Origin of the sequence: Halorubrum depositum, assembly GCF_007671725.1 — an archaeon.
GTDB lineage: Archaea > Halobacteriota > Halobacteria > Halobacteriales > Haloferacaceae > Halorubrum > Halorubrum depositum.
Map to the genome: position 1 here is coordinate 1,288,761 of NZ_VCNM01000001.1, position 15,271 is coordinate 1,304,031.

A 15,271-nucleotide genomic window follows, 5' to 3' on the forward strand; every position below is an offset into this window, starting at 1 on the left:
GTCGCGGCCGTCGCCGGCGGCGACGCGCCGACACGCGGCCGACTGCCCCAACGCGTAGGTTTAATTCGGGCGACCGTCTGCGGCCAAGCGTGGTATCGTTCTCGTCGATCGCGGGAGCCGACTCGGGGATCGTCCGGGAGCGGCCCTTCCAGCTCCTGCTGCTCATCAACGTGCTCCCGCCGCTCGGCACCGCGCTCCTCTCGCCGGTGCTCGGCTCGCTCGTCGAGCCGCTGGGCGCGTCGACGGCGAACATCGGGCTCATGATGTCGGCGTTCACCGCGCCGTCGATCGTCGTCATCCCGATCGCGGGCGTGATCTCCGACCGGTACGGGCGGCGCCCGGTGCTGATCTTCGGACTCGTCTGGTTCGGGCTCACCGGGACCGCCATCGCCTTCGTCTCCACGTTCGCCGCGGCGCTCGCCCTCCGCGCGCTCCAGGGGATCGGCTTCGCCGCGCTCACGCCGATCATCATCACCAGCCTCGGCGACCTGTACGCGGGGACGAAGGAGGCGACCGCACAGGGGCTCCGGTTCACCGGCTCGGGGCTCTCGCAGACGGCGTTCCCGCTGGCCGCGGGCGTCCTCGTCGGGATGGCGTGGCAGTACCCGTTCCTGCTGTACGCCGTCGCCTTCCCGATCGCGGCGGTCGTCTACCTGTACTTCGAGGAGCCGCTCGACGAGGCGGCCGACGAGGGGTCGGAGGCGGGGCTCCGGGCGCAGCTCGGCGACATGCGCGCGCTGGTCGCGCACCGCCGGGCGTGGACGATGGTCGTCGCGCGGGGGAGCGCGAACGTCGCGTGGTTCGGCTTCCTCACGTACAACTCGATCCTCGTCGTCAACGTCCTCGGCTACACGCCGGCGGAGGCGGGGGCGCTCGCGGCGCTCGCGAGCCTCACGTACGCGCTCGCGGCGACGCAGGCCGGCCGGATCGCCGACGTGTTCGACGACCGGCTCTACCCGCTCGTCGCCACGAACCTGTCGATGGGGGCCGGTCTCGCGCTGGCCTTCCTCGCCCCGTCGCTCCCGGTCGCCGCCGTCGGCGTCGCCTTCATGGGGATCGGGTTCGGGCTCGTGCTCTCCATCTACCGGAGCGTCATCACGACGCTCCCGCCCGCGGACCTGCGGGGCGGACTCGTCAGCCTCGGCGAGGGGAGCGGGCGCGCGGCGGCGACGGCGACTCCGGTGTTCATGGGCGTCGCCGTCGCGGTCGCGACCGGACCGCTCGGGTTCGAGACGGCGGTCCGCGCGGTCGGGGTCGGCACGGGCCTGCTCGGCGGGGGCGTCGGAATCGTCTGCCTCCTCCTGATGAGCGCGTCGCCGCCGATCCGGATGGGGGAGTAGCGCTCGGAGGCGACCCCGCGGCGTCGACCCGCGACCCCGACCACCGGCACCCACGGGTACTTTATCGGCCGACCGCGACGCGTGGACCATGTCCACCATCGACGTCGCGGTGCTCGACGACGACGCGCACGGGATCCCGGCGGCCGACTACGCGGAGATACTCGACCGCCGCCTCCCGGACCGCGAGGTGCGGCTCGCGGCCACGCCCGACGAGCACGACCGCTACCTGCGGGAGGCGACGGTGATCGCCGGGAAGTACATCGACGCCGAGGAGGTGGCGGCCGCCGAGAACCTGCGGCTGTTCGCGTGCAACGCCGCCGGCGTCGACCACCTCCCGCTGGACGCGCTCGCCGAGCGCGGCGTCGCGGTGACGAACGCCTCCGGGGTCCACGGGCCGTGCATCGCCGAACACGTGCTCGGCTCGGTGCTGACGTTCGCGCGGCGGCTCGACGAGGGGCGCCGCCGCCAGCGGCGCCGAGAGTGGCGCCGCTTCCAGTCGTTCACCGAGCTCGCCGGCAGCACCGTGACCGTCGTCGGCCTCGGCTCTATCGGCGAGGCCGTGGTCGAGCGGTTCCGCGGGTTCGACGTCGACACGATCGGGGTCCGCCACACCGTCGCGAAGGGCGGCCCGACCGACGAGGTGGTCGGGTACGACGACCTCGCCGACGTGCTGCCGGGGACGGACGTGCTCGTCCTCGCGTGTCCCCTCACCGAGACGACCGAGGGGCTGGTCGGCGAGGCCGAGCTCGCCGCGCTGCCGACGGACGCGATCGTCGTCAACGTCGCGCGCGGCGGCGTGATCGACACGTCGGCTCTCGTGGACGCGCTCCGGGCGAACGCGCTCCACGGCGCCGCGCTCGACGTCACCGACCCCGAGCCGCTCCCGAGCGACCACGACCTGTGGGGGTTCGAGAACGTCTTCCTGACCCCGCACGTCGCGGGCCACACGCCGAAGTACTGGGAGCGGTGCGCCGACATCGTCGTCGAGAACCTCGAACGGGTCGGCGAGACCGGCGAGTACGAGGGGCTGAGGAATCAGGTCGCGTAGGCGAGAGAGCGGCCGAATCGGGGGAGAGCGGGAGAGAGCGTTACTGGTACGCCTGCATCCCGGTGAGGTCCTCGCCGAGGATCAGCGTGTGGATGTCGTGGGTGCCCTCGTAGGTGTACACCGTCTCCATGTTCGTCATGTGGCGCATCGGCGAGTAGTCGGCGGTGATCCCGTTGCCGCCGAGCATCTCGCGGGCGATCCGCGACTGGTCGCGGGCGGTCCGGACGTTGTTGCGCTTGGCCATCGAGACGTGCTGCGGCCGCATCTCGCCCGCCTCCTTGAGGTCCGCGAGCCGGTGGGCGAGCAGCTGCGCGAGCGTGATCTGCGTCGCCATCTCCGCGAGCTTCTGCTGTTGCATCTGGAAGCCGCCGATCGGCTTGCCGAACTGCTCGCGGTCGGTGGCGTACTGCCGAGCGACCTCGAAGCAGTCCTGCGCGGCGCCGACCGCGCCCCACGCGATGCCGTAGCGGGCCTGCGTCAGACAGGACAGCGGCCCCTTCATCCCCGTCACCTCGGGGAGGACGTTCTCGGCGGGAACGTGCACGTCCTGGAGACTGATCTCGCCCGTGATCGACGCGCGCAGGCTGAGCTTCTCGTCGATCTTGTTGGTGGTGACGCCGTCGCGGTCGGTCTCGACGAGGAAGCCGCGGACGGGGGTGCCGTCCTCGGTGTGGTCCTTCGCCCAGACGACGGCGACGTCCGAGATCGGGGAGTTCGTGATCCACGTCTTCGAGCCGTTCAAGACGTAATCGTCACCGTCGGCCTCGGCGCGCGTCTCCATCGCGGAGGGGTTCGAGCCGTGCTCCGGCTCCGTGAGTCCGAAGCAGCCGACCGCCTCGCCGGTGCCGAGCTTCGGCAGCCACTCCTCCTTCTGCTCGTCGCTGCCGAACGCGTGGATCGGGTACATCACCAGCGCGCCCTGCACGCTCGCCATCGAGCGGAGCCCGGAGTCGCACGCCTCCAGCTCGCGCATCAGCAGGCCGTACGCCGTCTCGCTGACGCCCGGCAGGCCGTACCCCTCCAGGTTCGGCGCGTAGAATCCCATCTCGCCCATCTTCGGGATGAGCTCTTCGGGGAACGTGCCGTCGATCCAGTGCTGGCCGATGTCGTCGACCTCGCCGTCGATGAACGACCGGGCGGAGTCGACGAGCATCCGCTCCTCCTCGGACAGGGTCGACTCCATGTCGAAGTAATCGAGCATACGATCGCTTGCGATCCCAAGGATAAATAAGTATACTCTCGGCGGCCGAGCGGTCGGGATCGGGCGTCGCCACGGGCGCCGAGGGGTGCCCGAGGTCGGCCCCGCGAAGGCGACCGAAACCGCCTCAGAACCCGTCGGTCCCCTCGAGGAGGTGCTCCTCGACGACGTCCATGTCCAGCTCGATCCCGAGGCCGGGCGTCTCGGGGACTTCGATGCGGCCGTCCTCGATCAGCGGCTCGTCGCGCGCCAGCAGGTCGTCCCACCAGTCGACCTCCAGCGCGTGGTACTCCAGGAGGTCGAAGTTCGGCGTGGCCGCGCCGAGGTGGACGCAGGCCATCGTCCCCACCGGGCTACAGACGTTGTGCGGGGACATCGGCATGTAGTTCTCCTCGGCGCGGTCGGCGATCCGCATCGTCTCCGTGAGGCCGCCGACCGTGGCCGGGTCCGGGGTGACGACGTCGACGCCGTGCTCGTAGATCAGGTCCGACAGCTCGAAGACGCGGAACCGGTTCTCGCCGGTCGCGACCGGCGTCCGGGTGGCCTTCGTCACCTCCTTCTGGGCCTCCATGTTCTCCGGCGGGATCAGGTCCTCTAACCACATCAGGTCGAACTCCTCTAACTCGTGGGCGAGCCGCTTCGCGCTCTCGACGGAGTAGTCCCAGTGGCAGTCGAACGCGAGGTCGACGTCGTAGCCGATCTCCTCGCGCACGGCCGCGACGATCTCCTTTTTCTCCCGGATCGCCGCGTTCGTCAGGCGCCCGTTGTACGGGTCGTTCTCGTTGTCCGCGGGGAGGTCGAGGTCGAACTTCAGCGCCTCGAACCCCATGTCGGTGACGCGGGCGGCCTCGGCGGCGTACGCCTCCGGGGAGTACGCCTCGGCCTCGGCGTAGGCGGTGGCGCCGTCCTCCACCGCGTACGCCTCGCCGGCGTGGCAGTCGCAGTAGAGCCGGACCTCGTCGCGGTACTTCGAGCCGAGCAGCTGGTAGACCGGGAGGCCGAGGATCTTCCCGGCGGCGTCCAGCAGCGCGATCTCGATGCCGGAGGCCGCGGTGACGACCTTCCCGGTCGTGCCGCCGTGGCCCGACATCTCCTGGAAGATGTACCGCACGAGGCGCTCGACGTCGAGCGGGTTCTCGCCGATGAGGAACCGGTTCGTGTACTCGACGAGCTCCGGGACGCCGCCGCCGCGGTACGACTCGCCGATGCCGGTGACGCCGGCGTCGGTCTCCACCTTGATCAGGTTCCACTCGAAGTTCCCCTCGACGACGCAGGCGTCGATGTTCGTGATCTGTACGTCTCGGTCCGGGTCGCGGGTGTCGATCTGGTCTGAGTAGTCTCGCATGTGTGTGGTTGAATGGTATTCGTCGGGGTCAGTCGTCTCTGAACCGCTCCAGCGCGTCCTCGTCCAAGGGGACGCCGTGACCGGGGCGGTCCGGGAGGTCGATGGTGCCGTCGTCGCCGGGCTTCACGGGATCGGCGACGACGTCGTCGAACGCCTTCACATCCATGTCGCGGTAGAAGTACTCCACCCAGAGGCCGTTCTCGATGGCGCCGAGCAGGGAGGCGTGGATGTTCCAGTTGTAGTGGGGCGCGATCTGAATGTCGTACGCCGAGGCGTGGTTCGCGATCTTCAGCCACTCCGTCACCCCGCCGCAGACGGTGACGTCGGGCTGGAGGATCGTCGCCGCGCCCGTGTCGGCGAGCCGGGCGAAGTTGTGCCGCGTTCCCTCCAGCTCGCCGGTGGCGACGGGGTAGTCGATCCCGTCGTTCACCTCGGCCATCGTGTCGACGCGGTCGATCATCACGGGCTCCTCGATGAAGTACGGGTCGTACGGCTCGAACGCCCGGCAGTTGCGGAGCGCCTCCGTGCTGGACTCCCAGACGCCGTTGGCGTCGAGCAGGAGGGTTCGGTCGTCGCCGATCTCGTCTCGCACCGCGGCGACGCGCTCGGCCTCCTCTCCGGCCGAGAGGCGGCCGACCTTCATCTTCACGACGTCGTGGCCCTCGTCGAGGTAGCGCCGCATCTCGCCGCGGAGCGCCTCGTGACCCTTGTCGTCGCGGTAGTAGCCCCCGCTGGCGTACGACGGGACCGACTCGGAGTGGCCGCCCAGTAGCTTGTGGAGGGGCATGTCGGCGGCCTTCGCCTTCACGTCCCAGAGCGCGATGTCGACGGTGGAGATGGCGCGCAGGAAGAGGCCGGTCCGGCCGATCTGGACGTTGCCCTCGTACATCTCGTGCCACAGGCGCTCGGTGTCGCGGGGGTCCTCGCCGACGAGGATCGGTTCGAGCAGCGACTCGACCGCGTCGGCGATGAGGCCGGCGCCCTCGTACCCCAGCGAGTAGCCGACACCCTCGTGGCCGGTGTCCGTCCGCACGTACGTGATCGCGTGGTCCCGATAGGTGAGCGTCCGGTTGGAGAAGGAGACGGGCGACTCCAGCGGCAGCTTGATCGGGAACGACTCGACTTCGGTTATCTGCATACGTGCAGCGGCGTCACACGGGTACAAGTAGACCCCCGTATCGGCAACACTCTCAGCCGCGGCGGTCGTGACCGCTCACCCGCAGCTTTTGTATCGGGGCCGCGAGGGCCCCACATGGAGTTCCCCGACCGATCCGACGTGGACGGGCTCATCGACCCGCAGCCGCTCCCGGGGTTCGCGCGGGTGCGGTACGAGCCGGAGACCGACCGCCTCGACGACCCCGTCGGGGCGGCGCGCGAGGCGCTCGACGACCTCGACCTCGACCTCGACGGCCTTCCCGCGGGCGCGACCGTGGCCGTCGGGGTCGGCAGCCGCGGGATCGACCGCATCGACGAGGTCGCCGCGGCGGTCGTCGACCGGCTCACCGAGCGCGGTCTCGACCCCGTGGTGGTGCCGGCGATGGGCAGTCACGGCGGCGCGACCCCCGAGGGGCAACGCGAGGTGCTGGAAGCGCTCGGGGTCACCGAGGAGACGGTCGGCGCCCCGATCGACGCCCGAATGGCAGCCGAGGAGCTGGCGACGGTGACCGTGGGCGACGCCGACCTCCCCGTGTACTTCTCGGAGGCGGCGCTCGCGGCCGACGCCGTCCTCGTCGTGAACCGCGTGAAGGCGCACACCAACTTCACCGGACCCGTCGAGAGCGGGCTCGCGAAGATGACCGTCGTCGGGCTGGGCAAGCAGCGCGGCGCGAAGTCGTTCCACTCGACGGCGATCGCCGAGGGGTACGTCGAGGCGCTGACGGCCGCGCTCGACGTCATCGAGCGCGAGACGCCGCTCCTCGGCGGGATCGCGCTCGTCGAGAACTTCGAGGAGGAGGTCGGGCACCTGGAGGCCGTCCCCGCGGGCTCGTTCATCGACCGCGAGCCGGAGCTGCTGGAGCGCGCGTACGAGGAGATGCCGACGCTCCCGATCGACGACGTCGACCTCCTCGTCGTCGACGAGATCGGCAAGGAGATCTCCGGCGCCGGGATGGACACGAACGTCATCGGTCGCTACCGCGTCCTCAACGCGCCCGACCCGGAGACGCCCGACGTCGACCTCATCTACGTGCGGGGGTTGACCGAGGCGACGAAGGGGAACGGCAACGGGATCGGGCTCGCGGACCTCACTCGGCGGAGCGCGGTCGACCAGCTGGACCTGAAGAAGACGTACGCGAACGCGCTCACCAGCGGGTCGCTCGCGAAGTCGAAGCTCCCCGTGGTGGCGCCGGACGACGAGTTCGCGCTCCGGACCGCGCTGGCGGCGCTCGGCGGCTACGACCCCGAGACCGTCCGCATCGTCTGGATCCGGAACACGCAGGACCTCGGGGAGCTCCGCGTCTCCGACGCCGGCGTCGACGACCTCCCCGCGGCGGCGACGGTGGTCGGCCGGGAGACGGTCGGGTTCGAGGACGGGACGGCGGGGTTCGAGGCCTCGGCCGACGACGGCTCGGGCGCGTAGGGCGGTCCCGGCCCCTTGCCTCTAGGGAAACGTTTTCACGCCGCACTCGGGATGAGTGAGACATGGACCTACAGATCGACGGGAACGCGGCCCTCGTCACGGCGTCGTCCAGCGGACTCGGCAAGGCATCGGCGAAGGCGTTGGCCCGCGAGGGCGTCGACGTCGTCATCAACGGCCGCGACGAGGAGCGACTGGCGGCCGCGAAAGAGGAGGTCGAGGCGGTCGCGACCGGCGAGGTCGTCGCGCAGCCGGCCGACCTGACCGACGCCGACGAGGTGGCGGCCCTGGTGGAGACCACGGTCGACGAGTTCGGCACGATCGACCACCTCGTGACGAGCGCGGGCGGCCCGCCGTCGGGCGCCTTCCTCGACACCGACGACGAGGACTGGCAGCACGCCTACGACCTGCTCGTGATGAGCGTCGTCCGGCTGGCGCGGGAGTCGTACCCGCACCTCAAGGAGGGCGACGGCGGCACCATCGTCAACATCACCTCCCGGAGCGTGAAGGAGGCCATCGATAGCCTCGTGCTGTCGAACTCCGTCCGGATGAGCGTCATCGGGTTAGAGAAGACGCTCTCGAAGGAGTTCGCGCCGGAGGTACGCGCGAACGCCGTCCTCCCCGGCCCTCACGAGACGAGCCGCATCCGCGACCTCGTCGAGGCCGCCGTCGAGCGCGGCGACTACGACTCCTACGAGGAGGGGCTCGACGACTGGGCGGGGAACCCGCTGGAGCGCATCGGCGACCCGATGGAGCTCGGCAACACCGTCGCGTTCCTCTCGTCGCCGAAGTCCGGCTACGTCAACGGCACCGCGCTCCCGATCGACGGCGGCTCGACCGGGGCGAACCTATGAGACCGGTCGCGTTCGACGAGGCGGAGACGTACGAGCCCGAGAAGGGGTGGCGGCGCGTGTCGATGGCCGGCAGCGACCAGTTCTCCTTCGAGTGGTTCGAGAAGCCGCCGGGACACAGCTCGCCGATGCACGACCACGAGAACGAGCAGGTCTGCCTCTGCTTGGAGGGCGAGCTCACGGTCGCCACCGAGGACGACGAAGTGACGCTCCAGAAGAACGACTCCGTCTTGCTGGAGTCCAACGAGGCCCACAGAGTGGAGAACACCGGCGACGAGCGCGCGGTCGGCCTCGACGTGTTCGCGCCCGGGCGCTCGTTCGACTTCTGGACGGACCGCGAGGAGTGAGATGAACGGAGCGAACGCGCGAAACGGGGCGGTCTCCGGATGAAGTACCTCGCACGCACCGCGACCGGCGACCCCCTGCTCGGCGACGAGAGGGGGTACGTCCCCCTCGGCGCGGTCGAGCCCGACCTGGAGAGCGTCCGCGACGCGCTCCCCCGGGCGGCCGCGGGGACGCTCGGCGACGTCGCCGACGCGACCGCCGACGCCGTCCCGGCCGAGGACGTCTCGTTCGGCGCGCCGCTGGAATCGTTCGGGAAGCTGTGGGGGATCGGGCTGAACTACGAGGAGCACGCCGGCGACCTCGACGAGCAGCGCCCGACGGAGCCGGCGAGCTTCATGAAGCCGTCGTCGGTCCTGACGGGGCCGGGCGGCCCGATCCGGCTGCCGCCGACCGAGCAGAGCGAGCGGGTGACCGCCGAGGCGGAGCTGGCCGTCGTGATGGGCCGAACCTGCCGGAACGTCGACGAGGGCGACGTGGACGGCGTGATCGCGGGGTTCCTCCCCGTGATCGACATGACGGCCGAGGACGTGCTCCAGCGGAACCCGCGCTTCCTCACGCGGGCGAAGAGCTACGACACGTTCCTCGTGCCCGGCGCCGCGCTCGCGGTGCCGGAGGAGCCGCTCGACTTGGAGTCGCTCTCGGTGCGGACCGAGGTCAACGGCGAGGTCCGGGCGGAAAACGAGATCCGGAACATGCTGTTCCCGCCGGCGGAGATCGTCTCGTTCCACTCCGACGTGATGACGCTGGAGCCGGGCGACCTGTTCAGCACCGGAACGCCCGGCGCGGCGCCCATCGACCCCGGCGACGAGGTGCGGGCGGTCGTCGAGTCGATCGGCACGGTCGACGCGCCGGTGACGCGGTAGGAGGGCCGGACGCGACCCGCGGCGGCGACGGACCGAGCCTCTGCCCGTTGTCGTCGGCCGGCACTGGCAGCCATCTTTATTACCCGCTGTTCGGTTAGGTTTCCGTATGTACCGCGTACTGCTCCCCGTCGGCGGGGAGGCCGAGCACGTACTGGCCGCGGCGGACGCCGTCGCGTCGCTGCCGAACGCCGCCGACGAGGTCGAGGCGGTGATACTCAACGTCTACGAGGGGTTCGAGGTCAGCGGCGAGGGAGGCCGCGTCGACTCCGAGGACGTGTGGAACGAGGAGAACTACCCGGAGAGCGTCGACGCCGTCGAGGACCGGCTGACGGAGGCCGGCGTCGAGACGACCAGGCGGCGCGAGCACGGCGACCCCGCCGAGACGATCATCGAGGTCGCCGAGGAACTCGACGTCGACAACGTCACCATGAGCGGGCGCCGCCGGAGCCCGACCGGCAAGATGCTGTTCGGGAGCACGACCCAGTCGGTGTTGCTCGCGGCCGACCGACCGGTGACGGTCATCCTCGACGAATAACCCGTCGGCCGCGACGTGTTCGGCGGTCGTCACGACGGGGAATATTCTCCCCGTTTAAACTGAAACAAACAGATACATTGTTAATGATCGACTGATTTTACACGGTTGAGCATGGCAGAAAACTCAGTCAATCGACGCAAGTTCCTGTACGGCACGGGCGCGGTAGGCATCACCGGACTCGCCGGATGTAGCGGCGGCGACGGTGGGGACGGTTCCGACGGCTCTGACGGTTCCGACGGTTCCGACGGTTCCGACGGCTCTGACGGTTCCGACGGTTCCGACGGTTCCGACGGCGGCAGCGAGGACCTCTCGCTGCGCGTCGGGACGTCGGCCGGCGGGACGCAGGACGTCGGCCTCGCCGTCGAGCGCGCGGTGAGCCAGGAGAGCGACACCCTGAGCTACTCGACGATCGAGAGCCCGGGCTACATCGGGACGATCCGCCGGATGGCGAACAACCAGTTCAACGCCGGCATCACCGACAACAACTCGCTGGCGAAGGCGCTCGACGACAGGGGCGCGTTCGAGGAGCAGGGCGTCGAGCGCATCCCGCAGTACGGCTTCTACGCGTTCCCGTACAGCATCTACGTCATCGCCCGCGACGGCACGGGGATCGAGACGTTCGACGACCTCGCCGGCGCGAACGTCTACCCGGCGGAGCCGGGCTACTCGACGCGTGCGACGACGCTCGACGTCTGGTCGCAGGAGCCGACGGCTGACGTCTACGAGGAGATGAACATCCAGAACATGGGCGTCGACTCCGCGCCCGGCGCGATGGAGGAGGGCAACATCGACGCCTGCATCGCGTACGGGACGCCCGGCGTGCGGTACACCGGGTTCGTTCAGGAGATCGCCTCCCGGATCGACGTCCACTACGTCGAGCCGACGGACGCGCTTCGGGAGTCCGCCGAGTCGTACCCGGGCGCCGGGTTCGGCACCACGAGCTACGACGAGTGGCCCATCGCGGACACCGACATCGGCACCGACGAGGTGTTCCACTGGAACCTCGAAGTGAACTACACGTTCAACCCCGAGGCGAACCCGGACGCCGTCTACGAGCTGTGCCGCGTCGTCGACGAGCACAACGACACGGTCAACGAGGGCGAAGAGCAGTTCAACGACTTCGAATCCACCGCGGACATGCTCGGCTCGGCCCGCGAGAACATCCCGGTCCACCGCGGCGCCGTGCAGTACTACAAGGACAACGACGCGTGGGACGACAGCCTGACCGAAGGCGACAGCGCCTGATCGGCGGGTAAACCGGCTTTCCTCCCCGCTCTCCGGGGCGTACCGATCAGTAATTTAAAATCCTCGAACACGTAATCGACAATCCAGACACCAACCATGACACGACCCACCACGCCCGGGCGGACGAATATCATCTCTAACGTACGCTGGCACCAATGAGCACGGAAACGGCCTCGACGGAGCCCGACTCCGGACTGCTTCGGGGGCTCGACGTCACGGTCACGGCGGCGGCGCTGCTGTTCTGGGCGGGGGTGCTCTACTGGGCCCAGACGCAGGCCATCTCGCAGGTGCGGTTCGCCACCGCGTTCGTCGGCGGTATCCTGACCGTCTACGCGCTCAACGAGACGCGGCTCGCCATCGCCGACGGAGACTGGATCGACGGCGCCGTGTTGATCCCCGCGTCGCTGGCGCTGATGACCGCGTCGGCGTTCTTCGCGATCAACTTCCAGGACGTCTACCTCCAGCGCCAGGGGTACGCGCTCGAGCACGAGTACATGCTCGCGCGGCTCGTCGTCCTCTCGCTGATGTACCTCACGTGGCGCGAGTTCGGCAACGTGTTCCTCGGACTCATCTTCGCCGTGTTCGCGTACGCGATGTACGGGAACTACGTCCCGGGCGTGTTGGGGCACGCGGGGATGCAACAGGCGACGCTGCTGCAGGCGACGGTCACGGACCTGTACGGCTTCTACGGGAGCCTCACGCAGATCACGGCCTCGTGGATCGCGCCGTTCCTGCTGTACGCCGGCCTGCTGTTCGCGTACGGCGCGTTCGACCTGATCCTGCGGGTCGCCATCGTGGCCGCGAAGTACATCGAGTCCGGCATCGCTCAGACCGCCGTGCTCTCCTCGGCTGTCATCGGCTCGATCAACGGCTCATACACCGCTAACGCGGCGATGACGGGATCGTTCACCATCCCGACGATGCAGGAGGCCGGGATGGAGGGCCACCGCGCGGCCGGCATCGAGGCGGTCGCCTCGACCTCCGGGCAGGTGCTCCCGCCAGTGATGGGCGCGTCCGCGTTCGTGATGGCGTCGTACCTCGGCGTCCCGTACCTCGACATCGTCGTCGCCGGGCTCGTGCCGGCCGCGATCCTGGTCGTCTCCATCTCCATCGCGGTCCACTACCTCGCCATCGCCGACTCCAGCAGCCAGGACATGGAGTTCTCCGAGTTCTTCGACGAAGAGCTCTCGACGGAGAAGAAGATATTCGAGGCGCTCCGCTTCGGCGTCCCGTTCGCGCTGCTCATCTACCTGCTCGGGATCGTCCAGTACACGGTGATGACGTCCGCGCTGTACACGGTGGTCGCGATGATGGTCACCGGGGTGCTCATGCCGCCGCTCCAGCGGGTCGTGGACAGTTCGGGCACCAGCCCGGTCGGAGAGTTCGTCACGCAGGTGAAAAACACCGTTCACGGGATCCGGCGCGGCGCCATCATCCTGGCGCCGATCGCGATCATCCTGGTCGTCATCAGCGGCGTCGTGAACCTGTTCAGCACGACCGGCATCCCGGCGAAGATCGCGCTGCTGCTCATCAACATCTCGGGCGGCGTGCTGCTGTTCGCGGTGCTGCTCGGGATGGGCGTCGCCATCCTGATGGGCGTCGGCATGCCGACGGTCGCCGCGTACGTCATCGTGGCCATCCTCATCGTGCCGACCTTCGTCTCGGACTTCAACGTCGCGCCGATCACGGCCCACTACACGATGTTCTACGCGGCCATCCTCGCGGGGATCACGCCGCCGGTGGCGACCGCGGCGGTGATCGCGGCGGGGATCGCGGAGGCGAACTTCTGGCGGACCTGCGGCGCCGCGGTCCGGATCGCCGCGCCGCTGTTCGTTCTCCCGGTCGCGTTCGTCTACAACCCCGCCATGATCTCGATGGAACCCGGACTCGGCACGCTGTACGTCGGACTGCTCGTGCTGCTCGGCGCAGTGACGATCATCTACGGGCTGAACTACCCGTTCAAGATGCGCCCCGGACGGAAGCTCGGCGCGCGGGCCCTGCTCGCGACGCTCGGCGTCCTCATCATGACGTACCCGAGCGACGTCGCGAAGATCGCCGGGATCGCCGTCTTCGCCGCCGTCTTCGTGGCCGAGAAGGTGATGATCCGCGGTCTCAAGCTGCCGTTCGGCAGGGGGGCGAGCCAATGAGCGACGACGACTCTCCCGAGGCGGTCGCCGAGCAGTCCGCACAGCAGGCCGGCGGTCTCGGGGAGATCATCCCGGAGCCGCTGATGCCGGTGTGGAACCGGGTCGAGAAGGTGCAGGCGTTCCGCCGGACCCACGGCGAGAAGTACGTCGGCGCCCTCGAGCTGCTCACCGCGCTCGCGCTCACGGCCGGCTACGTCTGGTGGCTGCTCATCTTCCTCGAACTGCTGTGAACGGGCGCGCGACGTAGCGCCCCTCCGAACGCTTTTTTACTCGAACCACTCGGCCGCGCGCTCGACGTCCTGCGGGATGTGGTACTCCCGCTCGCAGACGTCGTCGAGGTACGAGCGCAGCTCGGGCGCGAATTCGGGGTGCGCGCAGCGCTCGATTATCAGCTCCGCGCGCTCGACCGGCGAGAGCCCGCGCACGTCGGCGACGCCCTGCTCGGTGACGAAGACGTCGACGTCGTGTTCCGTGTGGTCGACGTGGAACGTCTGCGGGACGACCCGCGAGACCGCGCCGTCGTCGAGCGCGGAGGGGAGCGCACACACCGTGATCAGCGAGTTCCGGTTGAAGTCGGCCGAGCCGCCGACGCCGTTTATCATGCGCTCGCCGCGGACGTGCGTGGAGTTGACGTTGCCGTAGAGGTCGAACTCGATGGCGCTGTTGACGCCGACCACGCCGAACTGGTCGATGAGCCCCGGGTGGTTGGAGACGTCGGCCGGCCGGAGCACCACGTCCTCGGCGTAGCGCTCGACGTCCTCGAAGAGGCGCTGTTGGCCCTCGTCGGTGAGCGCGAGCGACGTCGCGCTCGCGGCTTCCAGCCCGCCGGCGTCGAGCATGTCGAAGAGGCCGTCCTGGATGAGCTCGCCGAAGTACACCACCTCGCGGTCGCCGAAGTCGAGCGCCTGGAGCTCGCCCATCAGGGCGTTGCCGAGCGAGCCGACGCCGAACTGGAGGTGGACCGCGTCGTCGAAGACGGGGGACCGCTCCAGCTCCTCGCGGAGGAACGAGCCGAGGTTGGCGGCGATCGCGAGGTCGTCGTCGGTCGGGTCCCGGAAGGTGTACGTCGAGTCGGGGATCTCCGTCTCGACGACGCCCGCGAGCTTCTCGGGGTCGAACTCGACGTGTGGGGTGCCGATTCGCTCTCCGGGGTCGGAGAGGGGGATCGGTCCGCGGTCCGGCGGCGCGTCCGGTCGGTACACGTCGTGGAGCGCCTGCAGTTCGAGCGGCTGGTGGCGGTTTAATTCGACGTACAGCTCGTCGGCGGCCTCGACGAAGGCGGGCACCTGCCCGAGCGACGTGGAGGGAACGAACCAGTCCTCGCCGACCGCGACCGCCTCGACGACGGCGACGTCGGGGTCGACGAGCCCGCCGTACTGGACCTCGTCGCCGATCGAGGAGGCGTTGCGGTCGCTGAAGGCGATCTCGCGGGCGTCGGTCTTCTCGCGGGCGACCCGCGACGACTGGTAGGAGAACCGGCGCTCGACGGCCCCGGAGCCGACGAGATCGACGTCGATCTCGTCGCCGACCTTCCCGCTGGCGACCAGCGTGAGCGACAGGTCGCGGGGCGACTCCGCCAGCGCGAGCGGGATCGCCTTCGGGTAGCCGACGCTGCCGAAGCCGCTCGTGAGCACCGTCGCGTCGGCGTCGATCGCGGCGGCCGCCGTCTCCGCGTCGACGAGCGGGACGTCGCCGTGGAGCCGGCGCTCGACCGGCAGTCGGTCGGGTCCGCGGCTCATCGGTCGCCTCGGTCCGGGCGGGTGAAGCGTTCGCGAGTGG

Annotated in this window: 14 protein-coding genes; 10 read left to right on the forward strand and 4 right to left on the reverse strand. The window is 69.5% G+C overall.

The genetic code is table 11. The annotated features are described in order from the left end of the window. Positions 1-89 precede the first annotated feature (89 nt). Both FGM06_RS06660 and FGM06_RS06665 read left to right on the forward strand, forming a co-directional pair. The gene (locus FGM06_RS06660; protein ID WP_144798325.1) at positions 90-1,340 is read left to right on the forward strand and encodes an MFS transporter; all 1,251 of its coding nucleotides are present in this window, start codon (positions 90-92) and stop codon (positions 1,338-1,340) included. Between the two features lie 88 nt (positions 1,341-1,428). Then, positions 1,429-2,388, forward strand: a complete 960-nt coding sequence (locus FGM06_RS06665) for a D-2-hydroxyacid dehydrogenase (protein ID WP_144798326.1) — start codon at positions 1,429-1,431, stop codon at positions 2,386-2,388. Positions 2,389-2,428: 40 nt separating this feature from the next. On the opposite strand, the gene FGM06_RS06670 is transcribed toward FGM06_RS06665, so the two are convergent. The 3 genes from FGM06_RS06670 to FGM06_RS06680 all read right to left on the reverse strand — a co-directional run bounded on the left by FGM06_RS06670 (position 2,429) and on the right by FGM06_RS06680 (position 6,069). Beyond that, entirely contained in the window at positions 2,429-3,589 is a 1,161-nt protein-coding gene (locus FGM06_RS06670) for an acyl-CoA dehydrogenase family protein (RefSeq protein WP_144798327.1), read from the reverse strand. Between the two features lie 124 nt (positions 3,590-3,713). Beyond that, positions 3,714-4,931: a mandelate racemase/muconate lactonizing enzyme family protein gene (locus FGM06_RS06675; protein WP_144798328.1), complete on the reverse strand. Its 1,218-nt coding sequence runs from the start codon at positions 4,929-4,931 to the stop codon at positions 3,714-3,716. Between the two features lie 28 nt (positions 4,932-4,959). Then, the gene (locus FGM06_RS06680; protein WP_144798329.1) at positions 4,960-6,069 is read right to left on the reverse strand and encodes a mandelate racemase/muconate lactonizing enzyme family protein; all 1,110 of its coding nucleotides are present in this window, start codon (positions 6,067-6,069) and stop codon (positions 4,960-4,962) included. 114 nt (positions 6,070-6,183) lie between these two features. Here FGM06_RS06680 and FGM06_RS06685 point away from each other — a divergent pair, with 114 nt between their 5' ends. The 8 genes from FGM06_RS06685 to FGM06_RS06720 all read left to right on the forward strand — a co-directional run bounded on the left by FGM06_RS06685 (position 6,184) and on the right by FGM06_RS06720 (position 13,722). Next, positions 6,184-7,509 carry a DUF362 domain-containing protein gene (locus FGM06_RS06685; protein ID WP_144798330.1) on the forward strand — a complete coding sequence of 442 codons (1,326 nt, stop codon included), beginning with the start codon at positions 6,184-6,186 and terminating at the stop codon, positions 7,507-7,509. 62 nt (positions 7,510-7,571) lie between these two features. Further along, the gene (locus tag FGM06_RS06690) at positions 7,572-8,360 is read left to right on the forward strand and encodes an SDR family oxidoreductase (protein ID WP_144798331.1); all 789 of its coding nucleotides are present in this window, start codon (positions 7,572-7,574) and stop codon (positions 8,358-8,360) included. Beyond that, the gene (locus FGM06_RS06695; RefSeq protein WP_144798332.1) at positions 8,357-8,704 is read left to right on the forward strand and encodes a cupin domain-containing protein; all 348 of its coding nucleotides are present in this window, start codon (positions 8,357-8,359) and stop codon (positions 8,702-8,704) included. The genes FGM06_RS06690 and FGM06_RS06695 overlap by 4 nt, the downstream gene beginning before the upstream one ends. Before the next feature lie 39 nt (positions 8,705-8,743). Next, on the forward strand, positions 8,744-9,565 hold the full coding sequence (locus FGM06_RS06700; protein ID WP_144798333.1) for a fumarylacetoacetate hydrolase family protein: 822 nt from the start codon (positions 8,744-8,746) through the stop codon (positions 9,563-9,565). A gap of 106 nt (positions 9,566-9,671) precedes the next feature. Continuing rightward, positions 9,672-10,100: a universal stress protein gene (locus tag FGM06_RS06705; RefSeq protein WP_144798334.1), complete on the forward strand. Its 429-nt coding sequence runs from the start codon at positions 9,672-9,674 to the stop codon at positions 10,098-10,100. A gap of 111 nt (positions 10,101-10,211) precedes the next feature. Next, complete coding sequence (locus FGM06_RS06710; RefSeq protein WP_144798335.1) at positions 10,212-11,345, forward strand: TAXI family TRAP transporter solute-binding subunit; 1,134 nt, start codon at positions 10,212-10,214, stop codon at positions 11,343-11,345. Positions 11,346-11,500: 155 nt separating this feature from the next. Beyond that, positions 11,501-13,492 (forward strand): TRAP transporter permease, encoded by a 1,992-nt coding sequence (locus FGM06_RS06715; RefSeq protein WP_144798336.1) that lies wholly within the window; start codon positions 11,501-11,503, stop codon positions 13,490-13,492. After that, on the forward strand, positions 13,489-13,722 hold the full coding sequence (locus FGM06_RS06720) for a hypothetical protein (RefSeq protein ID WP_144798337.1): 234 nt from the start codon (positions 13,489-13,491) through the stop codon (positions 13,720-13,722). The genes FGM06_RS06715 and FGM06_RS06720 overlap by 4 nt, the downstream gene beginning before the upstream one ends. Before the next feature lie 36 nt (positions 13,723-13,758). Here FGM06_RS06720 and FGM06_RS06725 read toward each other — a convergent pair whose 3' ends face one another. After that, positions 13,759-15,231 carry an acetyl-CoA hydrolase/transferase C-terminal domain-containing protein gene (locus FGM06_RS06725; RefSeq protein ID WP_144798338.1) on the reverse strand — a complete coding sequence of 491 codons (1,473 nt, stop codon included), beginning with the start codon at positions 15,229-15,231 and terminating at the stop codon, positions 13,759-13,761. Positions 15,232-15,271: the final 40 nt, after the last annotated feature.